Here is a 23,302-nt window from a genome sequence, read left to right as displayed (position 1 = left end):
GAGGGCCTTATATACATCAAGAGCATTTTAAGGAGGAAAAAAAGATGAGAAAAAATCGATGGATGATGACCGCTTTGCTCGCTCTTACGACGGTTGCGCTCGGAGCATGCGGAAACAACGCGAACAGCGGGAACACTTCTTCCCCGTCGTCCACGCCGGACAGCTCCGCTGCAGCGACAAGCAGCGCGCCGACTTCGGAACAGCCGCAAGACGTGACGATCCGTCTGGGATTGGTCGGGGGCGGCATGACGCCTCTGCTCTCCCAGATCGGCATTAATGACGGCTCCTTCGAGAAAGCGGGCATTCATATCGAGAAGCAAAGCTTCAGCTCCGGAGCGGACATGGTTCAGGCGCTGGTCGGAGGAAGCCTGGATATCGCGCTGGGCTCGTACGAACACGTACTGCGTCAGCAGCAGAACGGTCTGGGCGTGAAGGCTTACGGAGAAATTTTCAACGGCGTCGGCTATTCGCTTATCGTCAAGAAGGATTCCAAGTATCAAACGCTTGCGGATTTGAAAGGCACGAAGTTGGCCGTCACCAAAGTGGGCAGTCTGTCCGACACGGGACTTCGCGAAGCGCTGAAGGAAGCCAACATCGATCCGGACAAAGACGTACAGATTATTAACGGAGGCAGCGGCGCAACGATGCTCGCCGCGATCGAGAGCGGGAACGTAGCCGGCGGGATGGTGTCCGAGCCTACCGTGTCCCAAATGCTGGCTACCGGCAACTACCGAATTCTCTACGATCCCACCTACGATTTTGCGGGCATCGTCGTCATGGCCAAGACGGACTGGGTGAACAAAAACAAAGAAGCGATGCAGCGCTTCCTGAAAGTGAACGCCGACATCAACGATCGCGTGCAGAAAGATCCGGCCAGCGCGGTCGATGCCATGCTGAAGGAATTCAACCAAATTCCGAAGCAGGTCATGGAAACGGCGGTCAAAAACCAGTTGGCCAAAGTTCCGGCCGGACTGAAGGTCACCGAAGAAGGCGCCCAAAAGGTGCAGAAGACCCAGCTGGAGCAAGGCATCCTGAAGAAGGAAATTCCGTTTGACCAAGCCGTAGATTTGTCCCTACTTCCCTAAGGAAAGAAGGTGCCGCTGCCATGGCCCAAGACTTGAGAACGTATCTCCGACAGTTGGAGGCGTCCGACGCATCAAGCATCCGGCTGGTGGACAAAGAGGTCGATCCGCGTTTCGGGATTACCGCATATGCCGCAGCTCTGGCCGAGAAGGGCGAATATCCCGCGCTTCTGTTCAATCGGGTCAAGGGCTCCGAGCTGTCATGCATCTCCAACCTGCTGACGACGTATGAGCGAATCGCCTTGTATCTGGGCTGTGAAGTCGCCGATATTCCCCGGGTATACGGCGAGAAGCTGAAAAACCCGATCGAACCCGTCGTCGTCGATCGCTCCGCAGCCAAAGTCAAAGAGACGGTCGTCGCCGAAGCGGATATCGATTTGGCCAAGCTTCCGATCCCCGTCCACAACAAGCTTGACGGCGGACCGTATCTGAGCGCGGGAGTCATGATCATCCGCGATCCGGATTCCGGACGGATCAACGCGGGCATCTATCGCCACCAGGTGTTTAATGAACGCGATATCGGCGTCTGGTTCCTCGGCGCCCATCACGGCGGATTGATCTACAAGAAGTATAAGAAGCAGGGAAAACCGGCCCCGGTCGCCATCGCGATCGGCCATCATCCGGGATTCGTCATGGGGGCGGTGTCCCGGGTGCAAGGGATCGGGGGCGAATATGAAGCCGCCGGCGCGCTGATGGGGGAAGCGCTTGAGCTCGTTCAAGCGGAAACTTCCGATCTGCTCGTTCCGGCCCATGCGGAGATCGTTCTGGAGGGAGAAATTCTCCCGGACGAGGATCACGCCGAAGGGCCTTTCGGAGAATGGCCGGGCCACTATCTGGGCGGCGGGTCGGTTCCGGTCATCCGGATCCGGCGCATCACCCACCGCCGCAACGCCATTTTCCAGGATATTGTGGCATCGAGCCGGGAGCATCTTGTCGTCGGAGGCGTGCCGCGTTCCGGCAGCATCTATCAGACGGTCAAGCAGGTCGTCCCGAGCCTGAAGACGGTTCACGTCCCGTTCTACAGCCGGATGAACTGCTACCTCTCGCTTCATAAGGAGCGGGACGCCGACGTGAAGAAAGCGGCGTTCGCCGCGCTCAATACCGAGCCCGAGAACTTGCGGCATATCGTCGTGGTGGACGATGACATCGACGTCTTCAACGGCGAAGAGGTGGCATGGGCGATCGGAACGCGCTTCGACGCGGAACGGGATCTGCTCGTCATCCCGAAGTGGAACGGTCCGGGGGGGTTGCTGCCTACGAACTGGGATTACCATCCGGACGGCAAAAACACTCCGCGAATGTCCAGCGCCGTCATCGTCGACGCCACCAAGCCGGCCCCGCCGGTCGTCTTCCCGGAACGCGCGGTTGTGCCGAAGGGCGATGTGGAGCAGGCCGATCTGGGAGCGCTGCGCAAATTAAATATCGAAGAGAAGAACAAGTGGCTCACGCCTTGACGGCGGGAGCCCCGTGAGCGCTAGGCGAGCCTCAAACCGCTTCGGACACGGGCACGTGCCGTCGGCGGGTTGAGGCTGCACCGTTTGATTCGGTTGGAACGGACAACCGTACAAGCTCAGAGTCAAAATGGGAGGCAGGATCAGGATGAAGGTAGTAGATTTGAACTGTGATATGGGAGAAAGCTTTGGCGCTTACAAGCTGGGGAACGACGAGGCGATTTTGAACCACGTCACCTCCGCCAACATCGCTTGCGGCTTCCATGCCGGAGATCCGGCGACGATGCGCCGCACGGTGAGGCTGGCGCTGGATCGCGGCGTCGCCATCGGCGCCCATCCGGGCTTGCAGGACTTGATCGGCTTCGGCCGCCGGGATATGGACATCACCCCCGAGGAGGCGTACGAGCTTGTCGTTTACCAGATCGGCGCGCTGTGGGCGTTCGTGCGTTCGGAAGGGGGCGCGCTTCAGCATGTCAAGGCGCACGGGTCCTTATACAATATGGCGGCGCGCAACGCCGGGCTGGCCCAAGCGATCGCGCGGGCGGTCTACCGGGTCGATCCGGAGCTCATTCTGTTCGGGTTGGCCGGAAGCGAGCTGATCAAGGCCGGCAAGGAGATCGGCTTGCGCACGGCGAGCGAGGTGTTCGCGGACCGGACCTATCAATCCGACGGATCGCTCACCTCCAGAAGGCTGCCCGATTCCGTCATCACCGACGATCGGCAGTCCGTCGAACAAGTGATCCGGATGGTATCGGAAGGAAAGGTGCGGTCCAGGCAGCAGGTCGATGTCGACATTCAGGCCGACACCGTCTGCATTCACGGGGACGGCGTTCGCGCGCTCGAATTCGCCGGACAAATTCGCCATTCGTTGCAGGCCGCCGGCATTGCCGTTCAGCCGATCGGCGTGACATTGGCCGCACAACATTAGGCGGACGGAGAGGAGGTTGCGCGCGTGGAAACGTTGCGATTGGAAACGGACGTGCTGATTGTCGGGGCGGGCGCGGCCGGCATGATGGCCGCCAGAGCGGCGTCGGATGAAGGCGCCGAGGTGATTCTTACGGACAAAAGCCTGATCGGCAGAGGCGGAGCCACCATTTTGGCCCAGATGACGGTTGCCGTGGCGCTGGGCGAAGCCGAACCGGACAGCCCGGACATTCATTTCGAAGATACGATGGCCGGCAGCCGCGGCCTGGCCGATCCGGCGATCGTTCGCGCCATTGTGGAGCGGGGGCCGGAGGTCATTCTGGAAGCGGAGCGATACGGCGTGAAGTGGGCCCGAACGCCGGACGGCAAGCGGTCGCAGGCATTCGCGCCGGGACATTCGCGGGCCCGCTGCGTCTACGTGGATATTCTGAACACGGGAGGAGCGACTTCAAACGGCTTAAAGAAGGCGATCTGGAAAGACGGGAAGATCAAACGTCTGAAAAATGTCATGATCACCCGTATCGTCGTCGAGGGCGGCCGGGCGGTCGGCGCCATCGGCTTCGAAATGGAGGATTTCCGTCCGGTGAGCATCGCCGCAGGAGCGGTAATATTGGCGACCGGAGGTCTGACGGAAATTTACGAGCGCAACAGCGCTTCCGCCAACATGACCGGGGACGGCTTCATTCTGGCCGCCGAGGCGGGCGCCGAACTGAGGGACATGGAGATGGTGCAATTTTTCCCCATTGCCCATCTTTTCCCGCCGCTGGTCGGGATCGATCCGATCATGTGGGATCCGTTCCGCTACAAGCTTGGAGGCCGGCTGCTGAACGGACTTCATGAAGAATTTATGGACAAATACAACGGCGAAGTGGCGGGCAAATATACGGCGGCCCGGGACCAAACGACGCTGGCGATCTTTCGCGAAGTGGAGGCGGGGCGCGGGACTCCCCACGGAGGGGCGTACCTCGATTTCCGCATGGTGCCCGAAGACAAGCTGAAGGAAGCGTTCGGACCGGTCATCGATCTGCTGCGCAATCAGGGCGTCGATTTGACCCGGGATATGGTCGAAGTGGCGCCGATGGCTCACTTCATGCTTGGAGGCGTCCGGGTGGACGACGGCATGCGAACCCGTGTGCCGGGACTGCTCGCAGCCGGCGAACTGATCTACGGGATGCATGGGGCCAACCGCTTGTCCGGCAATGCGATTACGGAAGCTCTGGCGACCGGACGCATCGCCGGGGAGACGGCCGCGCGCGAACGGGGAGCCGCGGATCCGGCCGCTGTCGAGAGGGCGGCGGAGGAAGAACGGCAGCGGCTTGAGTCGTTCTGGCATCCGATCCCGACAGACCGCGACACCGCTTCGCTTCAGGCGTTCAAACGCAAGCTGCAGCGGACGATGTGGAAGGGAGCCGGTCCGCTTCGGACGGAGCAGGGACTGTCTGCGGCGCTTGAGGAAATTCGGGCGCTTCGCGGCGAGCTTCGGGAGATTTCGCTGGCCAGACCCGGCAAGTTCGCCCTGACGCTTGTCGAGAAGCTTGAGGCCGCCAACCTGTTGAAAATCGGAGAGGCGATCATTCTCGGAGCGATGGAACGACGGGAGACCAGAGGCGCGCACGTGCGGCTCGATTGGGAGGAGACGCTGGATACGCCGGTCAGCTCGCAATTGACGCTGGACAAAGCCGGAGAATGGCAGCTGACAACCGTTCCCTTGTCCGTCAAAGCTTAAGTTACGAAGGAGGGAAGCTCGTATGTCAAATGTTACGTTGCGGCTCGTACGCGGCGAGGCCGGGAACGCCGCTTCCGAAGCGGTTTACGAGGTGCCTTATCGGGACGGCATGAGCCTGCTGGACGCGATTTTCTGGATTCGGGAGCACGTGGATCCGGCGCTGGCGGTTCGCTACTCCTGCCGTTCCGCCAATGCCTGCAAGGAATGCTCCGCGATCGTAGACGGCAAAGCCGGCTTCTTGTGCAGCATTCGCGCGCGGCCGGGGAGCGAGGTTCGCATCGAACCGCTGTCCGCGAGGCCGTGGATTCAAGATTTGGTGACTTCGCTGGAATAGGAGGGGACGGCGTAAATGGCATGGTATCGCCCCCAAAGCTTGCCTGAAGCGCTGGAATTGCTGGAGAGGCGGCGTCCCCGGATCGTTTGCGGAGGGACGGATCTGTTCGTAAATGCGCCCCGAAAAGAATATGAGGCGGGAAAGACCGACTGGCTGGAGGTGCGCGGCCTGCCGGAACTGAGACGGATCAGCCGGCAAGCGGAAGGGCTGGAGATCGGCGCCGCCGTCACGGCGGCGGAAATCTGGGAGAGCCGGGAGCTCCGCATGGTGCCGGCTTTGCAGCAGGCGGCCCGGATCGTCGGCGGCTGGCAGATTCAGAACCGGGCCTCCATCGGCGGCAACGTGGCGAACGCTTCCCCCGCGGCGGATATGCTCGTTCCGCTCGTCGCTTACCGGGCCGAAGTGCGGTTGGCGAGCGCCTCCGGCAGCCGCAGCGTTCCGATTGCGGACTTTGTCGAGGGTCCGAAGCGGACGCAGCTGAGACCGGGCGAAATGATCGTATCGCTGTTCATTCCGGCCCGGATGCTCGGCGTTCCGCAAATTTTTCTTCGGCATGACCAGCGTGCCGCAACCGACATTTCGATCGTATCCGTCGCTCTGATTCTCCAGGGGAATGCCCGGCAGGTGGAGTGGGGGACGGCCGCCGTCGGCGCCGCTGCGCCCAAACCGTTCACCTTAAGCGACGAGGAAGAAAGATTGTGGGCAGGGAAACTGGATGCGGATAAACTGAGAAGATTGGGCGAGCTCTACGCGCAGCGAAGCTCGCCGATAACGGATGTCAGGGCCGGAGCGCAATATCGGCGTTCTCTGGTCGGTACTTATGTGGTCCGCGCGGGCCAAGCGCTGCTGTCGAATCTGGAACAGACGGAAGGAGAAGCGTGGCGATGACGGCACCTCAACTAACGATCGCGATGTCGGAAAGCGACCGTACTTTGAAGCTGCTGACCGGCGTCAGCCGCCTGCCGGGCTTCGAGCTGGCGGTAAGCCGGGAAACGGTGGAGCAAATTTTCGTTCAACAAATCTCGCAAGCGATGTACGATATTTCGGAGCTGTCGCTGGCTTCGTACTTGATTGCCAAAGGAGGCGGCGATACCCGGCTGACGGCGATTCCGGTCTTCCTGTCCCGATCCTTCCGGCACAATGCGATTTATGTCCGAGCGGACAGTCCTTGGCGGCATCCTTCCGAATTGAAGGGTCGCCGGTTCGGCTTCCCGGAATATCAAATGACGGCTGCGGTATGGATCAGAGGCCTGTTCCGGGAGGAGTGGGGCATCGCCACCGGCGATATGGAATGGTTCACGTTCCGTCCGGAACGGGTGCCTGTCGCCACCCCGGCCAAGCTGACCGAAGGCGATATTTTCGAGGCGCTCGCCGAAGGGAGAGTGGACGCGATCATGTCGGCCCGGCGTCCGCCCGAGAAGTTTTTCCCGTCTTCGGGGGAAGGCGGCGTTCTGCGCCGGTTGATTCCGGACGTATGGAACGAGGAGCGGAGGTATTACGAGCGAACCGGCATTTTCCCCATCATGCACCTGGTCTCGATCAAGGAGGAGACGGCGGCCCGCTACCCCGAGCTGCCGAGGCTGCTGTACGATCGGATGACCGAGATCAAGAACGAGGGGATCGCCGGCCTGCTGGAGACGATTAAGAACAACACCTCCGACCCCTGGATTTGGGAATCGGTGGAACGGTCGATCCGGTTCATGGGCGGCGATCTTTGGCCCTATGGAGCCTCCGGAAATTGGGAGCAAATCCGGAAGTTTATGTCCTATCTGATTCAGGACGGTCTGCTGAAGCGCGAGCTTGCGCCGGAAGAAGTGTTCCACCCGTCCGTATGGGACACCTGAGGAGAGGAAAAGGGAGGTGCGTCGAATGAACGGTGAAGGGGAGCGCCCGATCCGCTTGACCGTCAACGGGGAAAGCGTCGCCTGGAACGGCGATGCCACGGTGCCGTTGGCGGATGTGTTGCGGGATGGACAGGGATTGACGGGGACCAAGATCGGCTGCCGAACCGGAGAATGCGGCGCCTGCACCGTGCTTCTGGACGGGCGGCCGGTCGTCTCCTGCCTCGTACCCGTCGCGTCCGCGCAGGATCAGCGGATCGAGACGGTCGAAGGTCTGGCCTCTAATGCCGACTTTCAGGCGCTGGCCCGGTCCATGGAGCAACACGGCGGCGTCCAGTGCGGTTTCTGTACGCCCGGAATTATGGTTGCCTTATGGGCATGGCTGCAAGATCCCGAACGTTTCGGAGGAGACGTGCGGTCCGCCTTGAAAAACAACCTTTGCCGCTGTACCGGCTATTTGGGAATGATGCGTGCGGCTGAGCAGGTTGCCGCGCAGAGAGGAGAGACGCGATGACCGAGAAGCTGACGGGATCCCGGTCCCCCCTTGATCTGCAATCGAAGCTCGAAGGGCGAACGCGGTATTTGCACGACTTGAATTTGCCCGGACAACTGGTCGGCGCCATCTTCCGCAGTCCTTATCCCCATGCCCGGATCGTCCGGCTTGACGTGTCCCGCGCGCGCGAAGTGCCGGGCGTCGCCGCTGTCATTACCGCTGACGATGTGCCTCATCATCCTTACGGGCCGACCAAGTACAAGGATTGGAACATTCTGGCCAAAGACCGGGTGCTGTTCATCGGGGACGAGATTGCCGCTGTCGCCGCGGAGAGCCGGGAGGCCGCCGCTAAGGCGATTGCCGCGATCGAGGCCGAATTCGAGCCGCTGCCGGGAGTGTTCGATCCGGAAGAAGCGATGACCGCCGGGGCTCCGACGATTCATGAAGAGACGCCGAACAACCGGCCCATGCACATTCGTCTGCAGCGGGGCGACGTGGAAGCGGCGAAGCGGGAAGCCGCCGTCGTCAAAGGCGGCCGTTATCGCTCCAATCGCATTTATCAGGGGCATCTGGAACCGGTGGGCGCAATGGCGAGCTGGTCGGACGAAGAAGGCTTGACGATTTGGGCGCCTTCCCATATTCCTTACCGGGCCAGAGAAACGTACGCCGCAGGCTTCGGATTGCCGGAAGATCGCGTGCGGATTATCGTTCCGCCCATCGGCGGATCCTTCGGGGCCAAATATGTGCTGAAGGTGCATGTGATCGCGGCCGCGCTGGCGATGGCGGCCCGGCGTCCGGTGAAGATCATTCTGGACCGCTACGAGGATATGATCACCGCGCATCCGCGCGTTCCCCTGACGTTCGATATCGAGATCGGAACGGATCGGGAAGGCCGGTTTCTCTATAAGGATCTGGCCGTTTACGCCGATGCCGGCGCGCGCGTCTACTGGAGCCCCAATGTGATCGCCACCGCGTGCACGCGCCCCGACAACATCTATCACTTCCGGAATGTCCGGGCGGAAGGCCATTTATGCTATACGAACAACAGCCCGACCACCTGCATGCGGGGGTTCGGCAATGCCGAAATGCTTTTCGCCGTCGAGAGCGTCATCGATGAGATTGCTTTGGAGCTGGGGATGGACCCCGCCGAACTGCGGCTTAAAAATATCGTCCACGAGGGAGAAACGACGATCCACGGCTACCGGCTCGATACTTGCAAGCTGGAGCAGTGCATCGAGCAGGTGAAGATTCTGTCGGGCTGGGACCGGCGCGGCCAGCTGCCCCCCAACCGGGGATTGGGGCTCGCCGTAGCGAACCACGTGTCGGGGTTCCGCGCGATCGATCCCCGATTCGACGGCTCTACGGCCGTTGCGCGCTTGAAGGCGGACGGCAGGGTCGAGATCGAGACCGGCGAGATTGAGCTGGGGCAGGGGATGTCGTTAACCTATGCCCGGATCGCGGGACAGACGCTCGGTATTCCGGAGACGGCCATTACGGTAAAATCGGGGGATACGGGGCGCTACCCGTTCGGAATCGGGACACTGGCTTCCCGCAGTACGGTCATGGGAGGCAACGCGGTGCGGAAGGCGGCGGAGTCGCTGGCTCGCGCCATTGCCGGTCTGGCCGCCGAGGCGCTGGGCAAGGAGGCGGTTTTCCAAGCGGGAAACGTCGTTTGCGAAGGACGGACGTATCCGCTCAGCGAAGTGTCCGCTTGGTACCGAGCGCGTCAGGCCGGAGAAGAACTGGAAGTGAAGGAAACTTACGTTCCCGACACCGAGCTGCCGGATGCGACGTATTACGGGCATCCGTCGCCGAACTATCCGTTCGCCGCCCACGTTGCGGAGGTGGAGGTGGACCCCGAGACCGGACGAACGCAAGTGATCGGGTATTGGGCGGTTCACGATTCCGGAACGATCATCCACGAGACGATGGCCAAAGGACAGGTGCTGGGAGCGGTCGCGCAAGGAATCGGCTGGGTGACGATGGAGGATCTGCTCGTGAAGGACGGCCGCGTGTTAAACCCTTCGATGATGGATTATCGGATGCCGGGGGTTAAGGACATCCCGGAGATTGAAGTCAAATTCATCGAAGGAGCGGATCCGAACGGCCCGCTGGGAGCGAAGTCGATCGGCGAAGTCGCGCTCGATCCCGTTCCCGGAGCGATCGCGAACGCCATCGCCCATGCGACCGGAGTGCGCGGCTATGAGCTTCCATTGTCCGCGGAGCGGGTCTGGCGGGCGCTTCATCCGGAATGAAACGGCTTGCGGCAGGGCCGCAACATGTCTAATCGCGAGGGTGAGGGAACGTGGAAGACATACAGGAAATGCTGTTGCGTTGTCAGAAAGACGCTGTTCCTTGCGTCATCGCCACCATTATCGAGGTGGAAGGTTCCGCTTACCGCCGGGAAGGCACGCGCTGTCTGTTCATGCCGGATGGGCAAGTGATCGGAATCGTCAGCGGCGGATGCATCGAGGAGGATCTTCGCATGCATGCCGACGAAGTGCTGAAGTCGGGCGAGCCCCGACGCGTCCGCTATGATTTTCGAACCGGCGAAGACGAGGAATGGGGAACCGGCGTCGGGTGCAACGGCGCGATCGCCTTGTGGCTGGAATTGTTCGATCCCGTTGGAAAGCCGGAAGAGGCGGAATGGATTGCCGGCGATATGCGGAATCGGCTGAAGGCGACGGCTCCGTACGAAGCGGCAACGGTTATCGCCACATCCGACGCCGCCCGAATGCCTCCCGGAACCCGGTGGGTTCGCAAGGCCGGCGCTTACGACGGACGGCTCGGAACGGATCGCAAGGCGGGGATTGTGCCGGACACGATCGGAGATATTCAAGTCGAGCTGTTGGTCGAACGGATCTCGCCGCGGCCGGAATTAATCATTGTCGGCGTCGGGGAGGACGCCCGGCTCTTGTGCCGGCTCGCCCGAATGCTGCAATGGCGGGTCACGATCCTTTACCACAAGACGGAGAAGGCGAGCCCCGAACGGTTTCCGGAAGCGGATGAGATCCGGCTCATTCCGCGTCTTGCCTTCGAACAAGCCGATGTCGCGGGCAAATATGCCGTTATCATGACGCATCAGCTCGAGCTCGACCGCGAGGCGGTAAGGAAGATGCTGTCGGATGAGATCGCGTATTTGGGCTTGGTGGGGTCGCGCTCCCGTTTGGAACGCATCCTGCAAGATCTGACCGCTGCGCAAGGCCCCCTCGAGCCGCATCTGCTGGAAAAGCTCTATTCGCCGGTCGGGCTGGATATCGGCGCGGAGACGCCCCAGGAGATCGCTTTGAGCATCATGGCGGAGATGACGGCACACCGCCGCGGCCGATCCGGCGCGCCGCTGCGGAACCGCAAGGGTATTCCTTCGGCGAGCGGATTCGCCCGCGCTTCTGCGCTTAAGGAGGAGAGCCATGTCTGACGACGTTTGGGCGCTTATTCTGGCTGCCGGCCAATCCAGCCGAATGGGGCAGCCCAAGATGCTGCTGCCGTCAACGGAAGGCATCACCATTTTGCGGCAATCGATTCGCCGCGCGCTGGAGGCGGGCAATTGCCGGGTGGCGGTGGTCGCCGCCCGGCAGGGGCCGGTGAGCCGGGACCATGCGGGCGACGCGCCTGTCGATTGGATTGACAGCGATTGTTCCGAGCTGGGACTAGGCGCATCTCTGGCCTCGGGACTGCGGGAATTGGTGAAGCGGCATTCCCCGCGGGGCGTGATCGTTCTGCTCGGCGACCAGCCTGACGTCCAGAGCCGTCTCATCCGACGCGTCGCGGACACTTACCGGGAGACCCAAGCGCCTATTGTGCAGGTACGCTACGCCGACCGGCCGGCGCACCCCGTGTTGTTCGATGCCGGGATGTATCCGGAATTGATGGAGCTGTCGGGGGACTTCGGGGCGAGGGAAGTGCTCAGGCGGCACCGAAGCCGGATCGTCTATGTCGATTCCGACGACCTCGCGCCGCGAGATTTGGATACGCCTGAAGACTACCGGGATTATCTTCGTTCTGCAGAACCCGAGTCCTGAAGCGGGGCAGCTCCTCCTTCGCACAAATCGGAGGGTGCCCCCGTTCATGGCGGAGCTGATTGCCCATCGGAACGGCCGAAGCGGGGGATCGTTGAAGCATCGCGAATAAATCTGAGAAGCCAACCGTGCCCTGGCTTCTTTTCTTTTTGTCCGTTAGGGCTGCAACGATGGCAAAATGTAAAAACAATTTGACATTGCATCGATGTTCGTTTAGGATTATAAACGTAAAAAGTTTTTTACATTTCAAGATAAGGTGATGAGTTATTGAAGAATAACATTAGGGAGATCAGGAGAAGGATGAAGATATCCCAAGAAGAGCTTGCCGACAGGTGCGGCGTTACAAGACAAACCATCAATGCCATTGAAAACGATAAATACGATCCAACGCTGTCTTTGGCGTTTCGATTAGCTATTCATCTTGATACGACTGTTGATCAATTATTTATTTTCGAGGAGGACTCAAAATGAAATTGCGAAAAGCGGATGAAATGGAACAATACCAAAATGACAAATCCGCCAAAAACGCTTATCTGTTTTTTACCGTAGCCTTGTTAGTTTGGTCGTTCATCGATTTTTTTAAGAAAGGTCAAACAGGGTGGGAATTTACCATCTTATTGATAGGCAATGCAATCTTCCTTGGTTCAAGAGTTTTCTATAAAAGGAAAATGCGATGACAGGCAGGGGATCGTGATTAAAGGATACGTGCAAGGTTGATTGGAGGGGAAGGATGATGAAAGCAGCAACTCAGAAACTGCTGATCAGCATGATCCTATTCATGCTTGTTACCTCATGTTTAAGCCCAAAGGCAACAGAATCGCAGCATTCCCCTTCTTCGCCTTCTCCGCGGCAGAACAATAAGATAGATGAACCATTAGAAACCTCGCAACCCAATGAATCATCCCAACATCCGGTAGAAACCACACAGGAACCTTTTGTTTTGCCGCAGGGATATCAAGCGATAGAGACATCCTCTTTTAAACTCGCCATTCCAAAAGAATGGAGTTATAAAGCAGGATCGGCATCTGATTCTCTCGTCTTCCAGAAGGATGGAGAGGAGTTGGGACAAACGGAAATATTAGGGTGGTTTGATTCAAATACCTGGAAAGATATGAAACCAAACCATTCCGAGCAAAAGGATTTTCAGGAGGTCGAAGGCCTTTTGTCCATTAGCGGAATGAACGTTCATACGTATAGAATTCAACTTTCGCATACGAAGCCTGCAGCCGAACAAGACCCTGATTGGGCATACAAGGAAACCAGATGGTATGTGGCCGTTAAAGAAAAAGGATGCTCGTATGGTTTTTATTTTTCAAGCGGTGATGTAGACGAATCCATTATGGAAACCATAGTCTCGACTTTTCGGCTTTAAAGGCGATTTATGGCCGAAGAAGCCGCACCACGCCAGCGCGGACCAGGATACCCTTTGGTTCCTGAATGACGTTTCTCATTTGGCTTCGGCAATTTTTTTAATCTGTTTGCCTCTATGTAAGATAAACTTTTTTAAATAAAACTTTAAAACCAATTGCTCAACGACTTTTCCGAAGACGCCGAAAAGCACTTCAAAGGAGATTATATCCGTCATCATTGTGCCGCCGTTATCTGTTTTAAATTCATGGATGTGTGTAAACGTTTTGAAAGCACCCTTGGTCATTTGATCGACCATACGTTTAGGTCGTTCATATTCGACTACCTTGGAAGTTAAATTTTGACGAATAAAAAAATGAGTTGCCCTGAAGGCTACAGAGTCACCCATTTGTATTTTACCCCCAGAACGATTGACTCCTGTTACATCCATTGGTGTCGCACATGGATGCTTATCGTGGGTGAGGGGATGCCTTGTCCCACAAGCGATTTCGGCTTTTTATTCACCTCCTTGCAGTGGACTAATTTCAGGTTTTAGCGGTGTAACAGTTGTGGAGATTCGAGTCCTCTCGACCGCACCATACCTTTTCATTAAAACTCTTCTGACGAAGGGTTTTTTTGTGCGATGGCCAGCTCGACGGCGCTCATGATGTCGAAAATTGTCTAATTTTCTTGACTAAAATCAATGAATTCCGATATTATAAGTATAATTAAACGGAATTAGATCCTCCCAGATTGGAAATTCCGAGCAAGGGGGCTTCACCGCTTTGAGTCATTCTTGGAGATTGGGTATTGATATAGGCGGTACCTTTACAGATTTAACGGTGCTGGATGAGCAGAGCGGCACCTTAATCGGCATCAAAACGCCGACGGTTCCTTCCGACCCGGCTCAGGGGATCGCGAATGGACTCGCTTTATTGAGACAACGAGGGATCGAGCCGAAGGACATTCGTTACTTTGTCCATGGGACGACGATAGGCCTTAATACTTTATTGCAGCGACGCGGTGAGTCGATTGCCTTGATTGTCACCGAGGGATTCCGGGATTTATTGTCCCTGCAGCGCTTGCGACTGCCGATTCCTTACGACTTCCGTTCGAGACTTCCGGAACCTCTGATTCCGAGGGAACGGGTATTCACGGTAAAAGAACGTCTGCGCCATGACGGCTCCGTGCATACGCCGCTGGATATGGACAGCCTGGACGAAGCCATTCGTGCGGCAGCCGCATCTGGCGCAGGCGGGGTCGTCGTGTGCTTCCTGCACAGCTATAAAAATCCGGTGCATGAGCAGCAGGCGGTTGCCCGAATCCGCGAGCTGGCCCCGGAACTTGGGGTGAGCGCCTCAGCCGAGCTGTGGCCGCAAATGAGAGAGTACGAGCGCGCGGCGATGACGGCGGTCAACTTGTATATTCAACCGAATGTGAGAAGGTATTTCGAAACGCTGCAGGAACGTCTGCAGGAAGAAGGGGTTCGGGCCCAACCGTTTATCACGCAATCCAACGGTGGGATTATGGATATCGGGACTGCGGCGGATGCGCCGGTGCGCACGCTCTTCTCCGGACCAGCGGCAGGTGTAATCGGGGCGGTGCAAGTTGCCCGTTCAGCCGATGTGAGCAATGTCATCACGTTCGATATGGGCGGTACCAGTGCCGACATCTCCATTATTGAAAGCGGACAGCCGACTTTCACGCAGATGAACCATCTGGCAGGCATGCCGATCATGCTGCCTTCCGTGTCGATCTATTCGGTGGGCGCAGGCGGCGGTTCGTATGCCTGGATCGACAACGGCGGATTGCTGAAGGTGGGGCCGGAATCGGTAGGATCTTCGCCCGGACCTGCCTGTTACGGCAAAGGGGACCGCGCCGCTTTGACGGATGCTTACCTGCTGTGCGGTTATTTGAATCCCGACCGTTTCGCGGCCGGAAACGTCCGGCTCTATCCGGAACGTTCGGCACAGGCGATCGCGCCTATCGCCGAGCATCTTGGCACTGACGCACGCGGAGCGGCCGACCGCATGATTCAGGTTGCGGTAGCCAACATGTACGCTGAGCTAAGCGCGGTGATGGAGCAGCACGGGTTTGACCCGCGCGAATTCAGCCTCCTTGCGTTTGGAGGCGGCGGCCCGGTAACCGCCAACTTCCTGGCGGAAGAGATTCAGGCACAGAGCGTGCTCGTGCCGCCAAGCCCGGGAACGTTGTGCGCCTTGGGGGCTTTGACCGCTGATTTTGCGTACGATGCGGTATTGTCCCTGCAAAAGAGGTTTGAAGAGGTCACGATGGATGCCCTGGTGCATGAATATGACCGGCTTGCCAAGCAGGCTCGAATGTGGCTCACGGACCAGCAGGTAAGCGGGCTGGAAGACAGCACCTTGCATTATTCCATGGATGCCCGTTATGCGGGCCAGGCCTTCGAAATTGAGCTGCCGCTGGACAAGTCGATGCTGGAAGACCGGACTGGAGAGCGGATTGTCACAGCGTTCCATGAGTTGCACCGCAGACAATACGGGCACAGCGATGCCGCTGCCGTGCTGGAGCTGATCAATTTGCGCGTCCGTCTGGTCGGACATACCCTGAAACCGGCCATTGCTTCGGTTCCGGATGCACAGGGTGAAATTAAGCCGACGTGTACACGCAGGATCCGATATGGCGGACAAGAGCACATGGCTAACGTATATGTCCGGAGTGAGATGCATGCGGGCCACACCATTGAAGGACCGGCCATTGTTGAGCAGGATGATACGACGGTTCTGGTGCTGGACGGCTGGTACGGTACCGTAGACCGGGCCGGCAACCTGATTTTGAAACGGAAAGAGGTGCGCGCATGAAGACAGATCCGGCTACATTGGAAATTATGCGCAGCTATTATAATGCCATCGCTGCCGGTATGGGGCATGTCATCGAGCGGACCTCGTTTACGACCTTCGTCAAGGAATCGGCTGACTTCGCGACCGCATTGGCGACGCCGAGCGGTGAGTTTTTCGTCTATCCGAAAACGGTAGGCGTTACGATTTTTCTCGGATTAAGCTTGAAACGGGCGGCCGAGGCGTGCCATCCCCTTGAGCCGGGCGACATCATCATTACCAATGAACCCTACTCGACGGACGGACTCGCGACTCATCTTCCCGATGTTCATGTGTTCAAGCCTATTTTTGTGGATGGCGAGCTGATTTCCTACGCCTGGGCCTTCGTGCACTGCAGCGACGTCGGCGGACTGGTTCCTTCCAGCATTTCGCCGGAAGCCATCGATATCCATCAGGAAGGGCTGCGAATTCCACCGGTTAAGCTGTATAAACGCGGCGAACCCAACGCGGATGTGCATGCCTTCCTTCAAGCGAACAGCCGCTCGCCGCAGCTTAACCTGGGTGACTTCAACGCGATGGTAGCCGCAGTCAACACCGCCGAACAACGGTTGCTGACGTTGGTGAGCAAATTTGGCGTGCAGGCTGTGAAAGACAGCATGGAGGATTTGATGGATCAGGGCGAGCTTCGTGCCCGCAAGGTCATTGAGCAGATTCCGGACGGCACGTATGAATTTGCCGATTATTTGGACGATGACATGCTGTCCGATACGCCGATTCGTCTTGCCGTCAAGGTTACGGTTCAGGGCGGAGACATTAAGCTCGATTTTTCGAACTGCGATCCGCAGGTCAGAACGGCTTTTAACCTGGTAACGAACGGCAAGAAGCATTCTTTCCTGTTCCAGGGGCTGATTAACTATATTATCAGCTCGGATCCGTTTATCCCGGTGAATGGCGGCATTACACGCCCCATTTCCGTCATCGCTCCTGCCGGAACGCTGGTCAATCCGGTGTATCCTGCCGCGGTCGGGGTGCGCCATACGATTACGATGCGCCTGTACAATGCGGTGCTGGGAGCTCTGGCCAAAGCGATCCCTCACCGCATTCCGGCGGCCGGAGCCGGCCAGTCCGCGATCGTGGTGCTGTCGACTCCGGATGTAAAGAACGGCACGCGTAATATGGCGGTTGTACAGCCGATGGGCGGCGGAGGCGGCGGTCAGAGCGATATGGACGGGGCCGACGGCATTGACCATGCGTCCGGTTTTTTGCGCAATACACCGATTGAAAGTCTGGAGCAGCATATCCAGGTGTTGGTTCATAAATATGAACTGCTGGAAAATACGGCAGGCCCCGGACTCCATCGCGGCGGTCACGCCATCCGTTTGGACTTCGAAATTATCGAAGAAGGCTCTGTTGTTACGGCAAGAGGAATGGAGCGCTTGCGCTTCCATCCTTGGGGGCTTGCCGGCGGACGAGCCGGTTCGCTCGGCAAGGTTCAGCTGAATCCGGGTCGGGACAATGAAACGAATCTGCCGAAGATCAGTGTGCTTCATCCTAAACCGGGGGATATCGTCAGCATTCACTCTCCGGGAGGCGGAGGCTGGGGAAATCCGTTGGAGCGCGATCCGGAAGATGTGCTGCATGAGGTTCGCTCCGGACTGCTTGGTAAAGAGCAGGCGAAAGAACAGTACGGTGTTGTGCTGAAAACGAAGGCAGGCGTGCTGGTTGTCGATGCCGAAGAGACGCAGCGGGTCAGAGCCACCCGGCCGGTACGGGAACAATTCTGGGATTTCGGCAGCGCGCGGACAGCGTACGAGCAGGTCTGGACGCCTGAAGCAAGCGACAAGCTGGCCCGGCTGCTTCAGAATTTGCCGCCGGCCCAGCGGGCTGCTCGCAAGCAACTGGTGCATGAACGTGCAGCAGACCGATTTTCGGGGGAACCGTTAACGGCTTCCATGATCGAGCAGTTGTGGGCCGAGCATCAATAAAAAATCACTATCCATTAGGGGGCAAACCACAATGAAAAGCAAAAAGAATTTGACGTTCGGAGCGCTGCTCCTCAGTTTGACGCTGATTGTCTCGGCATGCGGCAATTCATCCGGCGGTTCCAAAGATCAGGCAAGCGGCGAGCTTCCGAAGACAAATAAGGTGGTCATCGGTGTGTCCGGCGGCGACTGGGAGAAAAATATCCGTCAGGCCGCCTTGGATAAATTTAAACAGGAGACCGGCATCGACGTGGAGGTCGTTACGGGCACCGACGCGGAGTGGTTTCCTAAATTAAAGGCGGGCAACGGCAAAAACTCGCCATACGACGTGCTCGTTCTTCAGCCGGATACCATTCAGCGCGCTGCCGAAGCCAATCTATTGGAGCCGCTGGATACCCAGAACGTGCCCAACCTGGCTGATCTTTACCCTTCCGTGGAAGAACGCTTCACCATAGACGGCAAAGTCTATGCGGCCGGCTTCAGTATGGGACAGCTGGGCATTATTTACCGCAAAGATCTGGTCAAAACTCCTCTGACCAAGTGGACGGATTTGTGGAATCCGGAATATAAAGGCCATGTTGCCGTTTCGTCGCCGACATACTCGGCCGGTCTTCAGTTCTTATCCGGCCTAGTACATGCGCTCGGAGGCAAGGAGAGCAACGCGACGGATGTCGATAAGGCATTCGCGAAACTGGCTGAACTGAAGCAAAATGCAGTCGCATTTCCGGATAACGCGGGTTCGATCCAGACGCTGCTGGAACGCGGCGACGCGTGGGTTGTTCCGTTCTGGGACGGCCGCGCCTTTGCCATGCAGGATTCGGGCTTGAACGTAGGCTTTGCTTATCCGGAAGACGGTCCCGTGGCGGCTGTTGCCAGCTGGGCCATTCCTAAAGGCGGCAAGAACCTGGCGAATGCCTATAAGCTGGTTAATTATCTGTCCAGCCCGGATGTCCAAAAGGCATTTTCCGATCTTTCCCTGTACGGCATGACGAACAAAAATGTTCAATATAGCGATACTTTGAAGAAAAGGGTGCAGGTAGGGGAAGAAGCTTACAAAAAGTTGACCTGGGTGGATTACGCGACGGCCACGCCGAAATTGGCGGATTGGACGGACCGTTGGACAAAGGCGCTCGGTGGTAGTAAATGAGTGGCATCCATATCGACGATGTGAGCCGTCAGTTTGGCGATTTTACCGCACTGGAAGAAGTTCAGCTGCAGGTTCGAGAAGGGGAATTCTTCTCCCTGCTCGGGCCGAGCGGCTGCGGCAAAACGACGCTGCTCAACCTGATTGCCGGCTTCCTTGATCCCACGCGCGGCCGGATTATGATCGGAGGCAAAGACGTTACCGGACTGCCGCCTTACCGGCGCGGTCTCGGTATCGTTTTTCAGGATTATGCCCTGTTCCCCCATCTCTCGGTATTTGACAACGTGGCCTATGGTTTGCGTATCCGCAAGCAGCCCAAAAAGGAGATCAAACGCCGCGTGGAAGAAATGCTGGCACTCGTCCAGCTGTCCTCCATGGCGGACCGGCGCCCTCATCAGCTCAGCGGGGGCCAGCGTCAGCGCGTAGCCATCGCCCGTGCTTTGGCCATTGAGCCATCCGTTCTGCTGCTTGATGAGCCTTTGAGCAACCTGGACGCCAAGCTGCGCAAAGCAATGCAAACCGAGCTTCGGACCATTCAGCGACGGACCGGAGTCACGACGGTTCTCGTGACTCATGACCAGGAAGAGGCGCTCAGCCTGTCGGACCGCATCGGAATTCTGGGTCATGGCCGGTTGCAGCAAGTGGGCACGCCGCTTGAGGTGTACCGCCGTCCTGCGAACCGTTTTGTCGCCGACTTTATCGGCCAGGTCAATCTCATTCAGACGGCGGTTGCGGCGGAGCGGAGTACCGGCCGTAATCGTCATGCTGCAATAGACTACGAAATAGCGGCTGGTGTTCCGCTCCTTCTGGAGACTACAGGGAGCGCAGAGGGATCGGGACTCTATATGATCCGTCCGGAGCGAATCAAGATTGCCTTGACCGCAGGGAATTCAGGCGAAGCTAACCGGGCTCCCGGCGTCATTTCTCATGTGGGTTACGCAGGAGATCAGGTGAGACTCCACGTGCAGCTTGCCGGGAAGGGGGAGCTGCAGGTCGTGGCTTCCGATCCGCTGTTCCCTGTTCTGCCGTCAGCCGGAGACCGCTGCGAATTATACTGGGACGCCGAGGATGTTATTGCTCTCCCGCCGGAAGGGGTGTAGAGTCGTGGCCCGAAATACGGTTGTACGCCGAACCCTTTCTTTTTACTGGCTGATGCTGTCGCCGGCTCTGCTGTTTCTGCTCGCCTTTCTGGTCGTTCCCTTTATCATGCTGATTGTCCTCAGCTTCCGTGAAGTGGACAGCTTGCTGAATGTTCTGCCTTCGTACAGCTTGAAAAACTATACCGAGATCTTTACCTCCGCTTCCTATTTAACGACCATTCGTTCGACTCTTGGCGTGGCTGCGCTAACGACAGTCATTGTGATTATAGCGGCATATCCGGCAGCCTATCTGCTTGTGAGAACAGGGAGCAAGGGGTTGCGCACCTTCTTTTATATCCTGCTGATTTCTCCGCTGCTGACCAGCGTGGTGATCCGGACGTTCGCCTGGATCGTCATCATGGCGCAGAACGGCCTTCTGAATGAGGCGCTGCTTAAGCTGCATCTGATCGACAAACCGCTGTCGCTCTTGTGGTCCATGAAAGCGGTGGTTATTGCCTATGTGCAGGTCATGCTGCCATTCGCCGTATTGCCGATTGCGACCTCGATGGGAGAAATTCAGCCGAAGCTTCGGCAGGCGTCCATGAGTCTTGGGGCAGGGCGGATCCGCACTTTTTTCAAAGTGACCTTCCCGCTGACGCTGCCCGGTTTGCTGTCCGGCGCAGCGATCGTATTCTCGCTGGCTGCAGGCAGTTATATTACGCCGCTGCTGGTCGGCGGACGGCTTCAGCCGCTGCTGCCGTTGTCCATCTATCAGCAGGCTGTGCAGGTATTTAATATGCCGTTTGCGGCTGCACTCTCCATGACCTTGCTAGTTTTGGTGGCCATCGTCGTCGGGCTGATCAGTTGGATTTCGAAAAGATGGGAGGCGAGACTTCATGACTGAGACGACAAGTCATTCGCAGCGTAGCGGGACGGGGAAGCCGCGTCGCAGACGCAAGTTCTCAGCGCTGACCGCCCTTATATGGATCGCAGGCATCATCGTCTATCTGTTTCTGATCTCGCCGATTTTGGTCATCATCCTTTCGGCGTTCAGTCCTACCGAGTATCCGACCTTTCCTCCGTCTTCGTTCTCGGTTCGCTGGTTTACAGCGGTATTCCAGAACAGCGACTGGTGGGAGGCTCTCCGGGTCAGCCTGATTCTGCTGGCGATCGTGACCCCGCTGACCGTGCTGCTGGGTACGGCGGCGGCATACGGGCTAGGACGCCTGAAGTTCAGAGGACGGGAAGCCATCCAGTCCCTGATGCTGTCCCCGCTCATGATTCCGCAGGTTGTTCTGGGCATTGCGCTGCTGTATGAATTTACAAGCCTTGGAATCATCAACTCTTTGACCGGGCTTGTCATCGGGCATATGGTCGTGGCCTTCCCGTATGTTGTCCGGGTGGTCAGCGTCAGTGTAATAGGGCTTGATCCCAAGCTGGAGTCCGCCTCCATGAGTTTGGGTGCCGGCAGATGGTCCACTTTCCGGCGAGTGACCTTACCGCTGATTAAGCCGGGAATGATTGCCGGCACGGTCTTCTCCATCGTGGAATCCTTCGGGGAAGTGTCGGTCAGCTTGTTTGTATCGTCACCGGGTAATATTACGATTCCGGTCCGGATCTTCAGTTATATCGATCAGACCTTCGATCCGTCCGTCAATGCGATTTCGGTCATGTTCATTGCGTTTGCCGTCATTGCGCTGATTATTATTGATAAAACGGTCGGCCTGACGAAAGTGATGTAAGCCAGCCGGATTGTATATTGCATGGGGCCAGGTTCGCGGTGGTAGCCGGGATCCTGGCCCCTCTAAATAGAAGAGGAGGTTTTAAATATGACGCTGGCAGAATGGATGAAGCAGGCTGAGGCTCTGCAGCAGCAGGTTGTGGATTGGCGCAGACATTTTCACCGCTATCCTGAATTGTCGTTCCAGGAAGTGAGGACATCGGCTTATATCGCCGAGCAATTGGAATCGTTCGGCGGGCTCGAGCTCTCAAGGCCGACACCGACCAGTGTCGTAGCCCGCCTGATCGGCAGCCGCCCCGGCAAAACGTTGGCGTTTCGGGCGGATATCGATGCGCTGCCGATTCAGGAGGAGAACCGGTTCGAGTTTGTATCGCAAAATCCGGGAGTCAGCCACGCCTGCGGGCACGACAGCCACGCGGCGATTCTTCTCGGTGCCGCTAAAATTTTAGCCGGTCAGAAGAAACGGATTGCAGGAGAAATCCGGTTTATTTTTCAGCATGCGGAAGAGCAGGTTCCCGGTGGAGCGGAGCAGCTGGTGGAAGCCGGTGTGCTGGACGGCGTGGACGCCATTTACGGCCTGCACCTCGTTTCCTGGATCGAGACAGGCAAAATCGGGGTGATTGCCGGTCCGGCGATGGCCGGAAATGACGCGTTCGACATCATCGTTCGGGGAACGGGAGGGCATGCCGCGTACCCTCATCAGTCTGTGGATGTCATCTCGACCGCGGCCCAGGTGATCACGAACCTGCAGCATATCGTTGCCCGCCGTTTGGATCCGCTGGATCGTGCCGTACTGTCCCTTACTCAGATTCATGGGGGAACGTCGTACAATTCGTTTCCGGAGGAGCTGAAGATCAGCGGCACGTTCCGTGCTTTTGACCAGGAAATCCGCGACAAAATGCCGGGAATGATCCGGCAGGTTATTGAAGGGGTAGGCGCCGCCCATGGGGCTGTGTGCGAGCTCGATTACCGGTACGGGTACCGTCCGCTCGTAAATGACGCGCAGCTCGTAGAGGATGTCCGTGAGGTTGCCGCAGGCTTTTTCGGTAAAGAGGCGCTGCAGGAAATGAAGCCGGTGCTCGGTGCGGAGGACTTCTCGGCTTATCTGCAAAAGGTGCCTGGAGCTTTTATCTACGTCGGCTCACGCAACGAGGAGAAGGAAAGCCATTACCCTCATCATACTCCGCGTTTCACCGTGGATGAGGATGGAATGGACACGGGTTTGAAGCTCCTGTTGCTGCTCGTGGACAAATGGCAGAGGGCATTCAGATGACATAGTCGGAAAACGCACATCGAGCTCGCTTTGCCGGCGCTCAATGTGCG

The 23,302-nt window shown here is 57.9% G+C and carries 22 protein-coding genes; 21 read left to right on the top strand and 1 reads right to left on the bottom strand.

Features of this window, described 5'->3' with window-relative positions; translation table 11 throughout:
- The first annotated feature begins 44 nt into the window (after positions 1 to 44).
- The 14 genes from G485_RS0104510 (at position 45) to G485_RS0104445 (ending at position 13,242) form a co-directional block, all read left to right on the top strand.
- The gene (locus G485_RS0104510; protein ID WP_027091570.1) at positions 45 to 1,085 is read left to right on the top strand and encodes an ABC transporter substrate-binding protein; all 1,041 of its coding nucleotides are present in this window, start codon (positions 45 to 47) and stop codon (positions 1,083 to 1,085) included.
- Between the two features lie 20 nt (positions 1,086 to 1,105).
- Positions 1,106 to 2,536, top strand: a complete 1,431-nt coding sequence (locus tag G485_RS0104505; RefSeq protein WP_027091569.1) for a UbiD family decarboxylase — start codon at positions 1,106 to 1,108, stop codon at positions 2,534 to 2,536.
- A gap of 145 nt (positions 2,537 to 2,681) precedes the next feature.
- Entirely contained in the window at positions 2,682 to 3,461 is a 780-nt protein-coding gene (locus G485_RS0104500) for a LamB/YcsF family protein (protein WP_027091568.1), read from the top strand.
- Positions 3,462 to 3,485: 24 nt separating this feature from the next.
- A complete protein-coding gene (locus G485_RS0104495) occupies positions 3,486 to 5,183 on the top strand; it encodes an FAD-binding protein (RefSeq protein WP_027091567.1) in 1,698 nt (565 codons plus the stop codon).
- A gap of 22 nt (positions 5,184 to 5,205) precedes the next feature.
- Positions 5,206 to 5,517, top strand: coding sequence for a 2Fe-2S iron-sulfur cluster-binding protein (locus G485_RS0104490; protein ID WP_027091566.1), 312 nt, complete (start codon positions 5,206 to 5,208; stop codon positions 5,515 to 5,517).
- A 15-nt stretch (positions 5,518 to 5,532) separates the two neighbouring features.
- On the top strand, positions 5,533 to 6,405 hold the full coding sequence (locus tag G485_RS0104485; RefSeq protein WP_027091565.1) for an FAD binding domain-containing protein: 873 nt from the start codon (positions 5,533 to 5,535) through the stop codon (positions 6,403 to 6,405).
- Entirely contained in the window at positions 6,402 to 7,361 is a 960-nt protein-coding gene (locus G485_RS0104480; protein ID WP_027091564.1) for a type 2 periplasmic-binding domain-containing protein, read from the top strand. The genes G485_RS0104485 and G485_RS0104480 overlap by 4 nt, the downstream gene beginning before the upstream one ends.
- A 25-nt stretch (positions 7,362 to 7,386) precedes the next feature.
- Positions 7,387 to 7,872: a (2Fe-2S)-binding protein gene (locus G485_RS0104475; RefSeq protein ID WP_027091563.1), complete on the top strand. Its 486-nt coding sequence runs from the start codon at positions 7,387 to 7,389 to the stop codon at positions 7,870 to 7,872.
- Positions 7,869 to 10,106 (top strand): xanthine dehydrogenase family protein molybdopterin-binding subunit, encoded by a 2,238-nt coding sequence (locus G485_RS0104470; protein ID WP_027091562.1) that lies wholly within the window; start codon positions 7,869 to 7,871, stop codon positions 10,104 to 10,106. The genes G485_RS0104475 and G485_RS0104470 overlap by 4 nt, the downstream gene beginning before the upstream one ends.
- A 68-nt stretch (positions 10,107 to 10,174) precedes the next feature.
- A complete protein-coding gene (locus tag G485_RS0104465) occupies positions 10,175 to 11,269 on the top strand; it encodes an XdhC family protein (protein ID WP_027091561.1) in 1,095 nt (364 codons plus the stop codon).
- A complete protein-coding gene (locus tag G485_RS0104460) occupies positions 11,262 to 11,873 on the top strand; it encodes a nucleotidyltransferase family protein (protein ID WP_027091560.1) in 612 nt (203 codons plus the stop codon). The genes G485_RS0104465 and G485_RS0104460 overlap by 8 nt, the downstream gene beginning before the upstream one ends.
- Positions 11,874 to 12,137: 264 nt before the next feature.
- A complete protein-coding gene (locus G485_RS0104455; RefSeq protein WP_027091559.1) occupies positions 12,138 to 12,341 on the top strand; it encodes a helix-turn-helix transcriptional regulator in 204 nt (67 codons plus the stop codon).
- Positions 12,338 to 12,547, top strand: coding sequence for a hypothetical protein (locus G485_RS0104450; RefSeq protein WP_420805724.1), 210 nt, complete (start codon positions 12,338 to 12,340; stop codon positions 12,545 to 12,547). The genes G485_RS0104455 and G485_RS0104450 overlap by 4 nt, the downstream gene beginning before the upstream one ends.
- Positions 12,548 to 12,600: 53 nt before the next feature.
- A complete protein-coding gene (locus G485_RS0104445; RefSeq protein ID WP_156922109.1) occupies positions 12,601 to 13,242 on the top strand; it encodes a hypothetical protein in 642 nt (213 codons plus the stop codon).
- A gap of 75 nt (positions 13,243 to 13,317) precedes the next feature.
- On the opposite strand, the gene G485_RS25060 is transcribed toward G485_RS0104445, so the two are convergent.
- Positions 13,318 to 13,626: an SRPBCC family protein gene (locus G485_RS25060; protein ID WP_051318017.1), complete on the bottom strand. Its 309-nt coding sequence runs from the start codon at positions 13,624 to 13,626 to the stop codon at positions 13,318 to 13,320.
- A gap of 376 nt (positions 13,627 to 14,002) precedes the next feature.
- Here G485_RS25060 and G485_RS0104435 point away from each other — a divergent pair, with 376 nt between their 5' ends.
- The 7 genes from G485_RS0104435 (at position 14,003) to G485_RS0104405 (ending at position 23,252) form a co-directional block, all read left to right on the top strand.
- Positions 14,003 to 16,057, top strand: a complete 2,055-nt coding sequence (locus G485_RS0104435; RefSeq protein ID WP_027091556.1) for a hydantoinase/oxoprolinase family protein — start codon at positions 14,003 to 14,005, stop codon at positions 16,055 to 16,057.
- Complete coding sequence (locus G485_RS0104430) at positions 16,054 to 18,018, top strand: hydantoinase B/oxoprolinase family protein (RefSeq protein WP_027091555.1); 1,965 nt, start codon at positions 16,054 to 16,056, stop codon at positions 18,016 to 18,018. The genes G485_RS0104435 and G485_RS0104430 overlap by 4 nt, the downstream gene beginning before the upstream one ends.
- Positions 18,019 to 18,049: 31 nt before the next feature.
- Positions 18,050 to 19,162, top strand: coding sequence for an ABC transporter substrate-binding protein (locus tag G485_RS0104425; protein ID WP_027091554.1), 1,113 nt, complete (start codon positions 18,050 to 18,052; stop codon positions 19,160 to 19,162).
- Positions 19,159 to 20,259 carry an ABC transporter ATP-binding protein gene (locus G485_RS0104420; protein ID WP_027091553.1) on the top strand — a complete coding sequence of 367 codons (1,101 nt, stop codon included), beginning with the start codon at positions 19,159 to 19,161 and terminating at the stop codon, positions 20,257 to 20,259. Before G485_RS0104425 ends, G485_RS0104420 begins: the two co-directional genes overlap by 4 nt.
- A 52-nt stretch (positions 20,260 to 20,311) precedes the next feature.
- Positions 20,312 to 21,142, top strand: a complete 831-nt coding sequence (locus G485_RS0104415) for an ABC transporter permease subunit (protein WP_051318026.1) — start codon at positions 20,312 to 20,314, stop codon at positions 21,140 to 21,142.
- Entirely contained in the window at positions 21,135 to 21,980 is an 846-nt protein-coding gene (locus G485_RS0104410) for an ABC transporter permease (RefSeq protein WP_051318016.1), read from the top strand. The genes G485_RS0104415 and G485_RS0104410 overlap by 8 nt, the downstream gene beginning before the upstream one ends.
- An 87-nt stretch (positions 21,981 to 22,067) precedes the next feature.
- On the top strand, positions 22,068 to 23,252 hold the full coding sequence (locus tag G485_RS0104405; protein WP_027091550.1) for an amidohydrolase: 1,185 nt from the start codon (positions 22,068 to 22,070) through the stop codon (positions 23,250 to 23,252).
- Positions 23,253 to 23,302: the final 50 nt, after the last annotated feature.

This window comes from Cohnella thermotolerans DSM 17683 (genome assembly GCF_000429825.1).
In the GTDB taxonomy this organism is placed as follows: domain Bacteria; phylum Bacillota; class Bacilli; order Paenibacillales; family Paenibacillaceae; genus Cohnella; species Cohnella thermotolerans.
This window is presented reverse-complemented; position numbering and strand designations above follow the sequence as displayed.

What these genes read in the sequence shown, in the direction of transcription:
- G485_RS0104510 (WP_027091570.1), top strand. Translation starts at nt 45, where the DNA reads ATGAGAAAAAATCGATGGATGATGACCGCTTTGCTCGCTCTTACGACG.
- G485_RS0104505 (WP_027091569.1), top strand. Translation starts at nt 1,106, where the DNA reads ATGGCCCAAGACTTGAGAACGTATCTCCGACAGTTGGAGGCGTCCGAC.
- G485_RS0104500 (WP_027091568.1), top strand. Translation starts at nt 2,682, where the DNA reads ATGAAGGTAGTAGATTTGAACTGTGATATGGGAGAAAGCTTTGGCGCT.
- G485_RS0104490 (WP_027091566.1), top strand. Translation starts at nt 5,206, where the DNA reads ATGTCAAATGTTACGTTGCGGCTCGTACGCGGCGAGGCCGGGAACGCC.
- G485_RS0104485 (WP_027091565.1), top strand. Translation starts at nt 5,533, where the DNA reads ATGGCATGGTATCGCCCCCAAAGCTTGCCTGAAGCGCTGGAATTGCTG.
- G485_RS0104480 (WP_027091564.1), top strand. Translation starts at nt 6,402, where the DNA reads ATGACGGCACCTCAACTAACGATCGCGATGTCGGAAAGCGACCGTACT.
- G485_RS0104475 (WP_027091563.1), top strand. Translation starts at nt 7,387, where the DNA reads ATGAACGGTGAAGGGGAGCGCCCGATCCGCTTGACCGTCAACGGGGAA.
- G485_RS0104470 (WP_027091562.1), top strand. Translation starts at nt 7,869, where the DNA reads ATGACCGAGAAGCTGACGGGATCCCGGTCCCCCCTTGATCTGCAATCG.
- G485_RS0104465 (WP_027091561.1), top strand. Translation starts at nt 10,175, where the DNA reads ATGCTGTTGCGTTGTCAGAAAGACGCTGTTCCTTGCGTCATCGCCACC.
- G485_RS0104460 (WP_027091560.1), top strand. Translation starts at nt 11,262, where the DNA reads ATGTCTGACGACGTTTGGGCGCTTATTCTGGCTGCCGGCCAATCCAGC.
- G485_RS0104450 (WP_420805724.1), top strand. Translation starts at nt 12,338, where the DNA reads ATGAAATTGCGAAAAGCGGATGAAATGGAACAATACCAAAATGACAAA.
- G485_RS0104445 (WP_156922109.1), top strand. Translation starts at nt 12,601, where the DNA reads ATGATGAAAGCAGCAACTCAGAAACTGCTGATCAGCATGATCCTATTC.
- G485_RS25060 (WP_051318017.1), bottom strand. Translation starts at nt 13,626, where the DNA reads ATGGGTGACTCTGTAGCCTTCAGGGCAACTCATTTTTTTATTCGTCAA.
- G485_RS0104430 (WP_027091555.1), top strand. Translation starts at nt 16,054, where the DNA reads ATGAAGACAGATCCGGCTACATTGGAAATTATGCGCAGCTATTATAAT.
- G485_RS0104425 (WP_027091554.1), top strand. Translation starts at nt 18,050, where the DNA reads ATGAAAAGCAAAAAGAATTTGACGTTCGGAGCGCTGCTCCTCAGTTTG.
- G485_RS0104420 (WP_027091553.1), top strand. Translation starts at nt 19,159, where the DNA reads ATGAGTGGCATCCATATCGACGATGTGAGCCGTCAGTTTGGCGATTTT.
- G485_RS0104415 (WP_051318026.1), top strand. Translation starts at nt 20,312, where the DNA reads ATGCTGTCGCCGGCTCTGCTGTTTCTGCTCGCCTTTCTGGTCGTTCCC.
- G485_RS0104410 (WP_051318016.1), top strand. Translation starts at nt 21,135, where the DNA reads ATGACTGAGACGACAAGTCATTCGCAGCGTAGCGGGACGGGGAAGCCG.
- G485_RS0104405 (WP_027091550.1), top strand. Translation starts at nt 22,068, where the DNA reads ATGACGCTGGCAGAATGGATGAAGCAGGCTGAGGCTCTGCAGCAGCAG.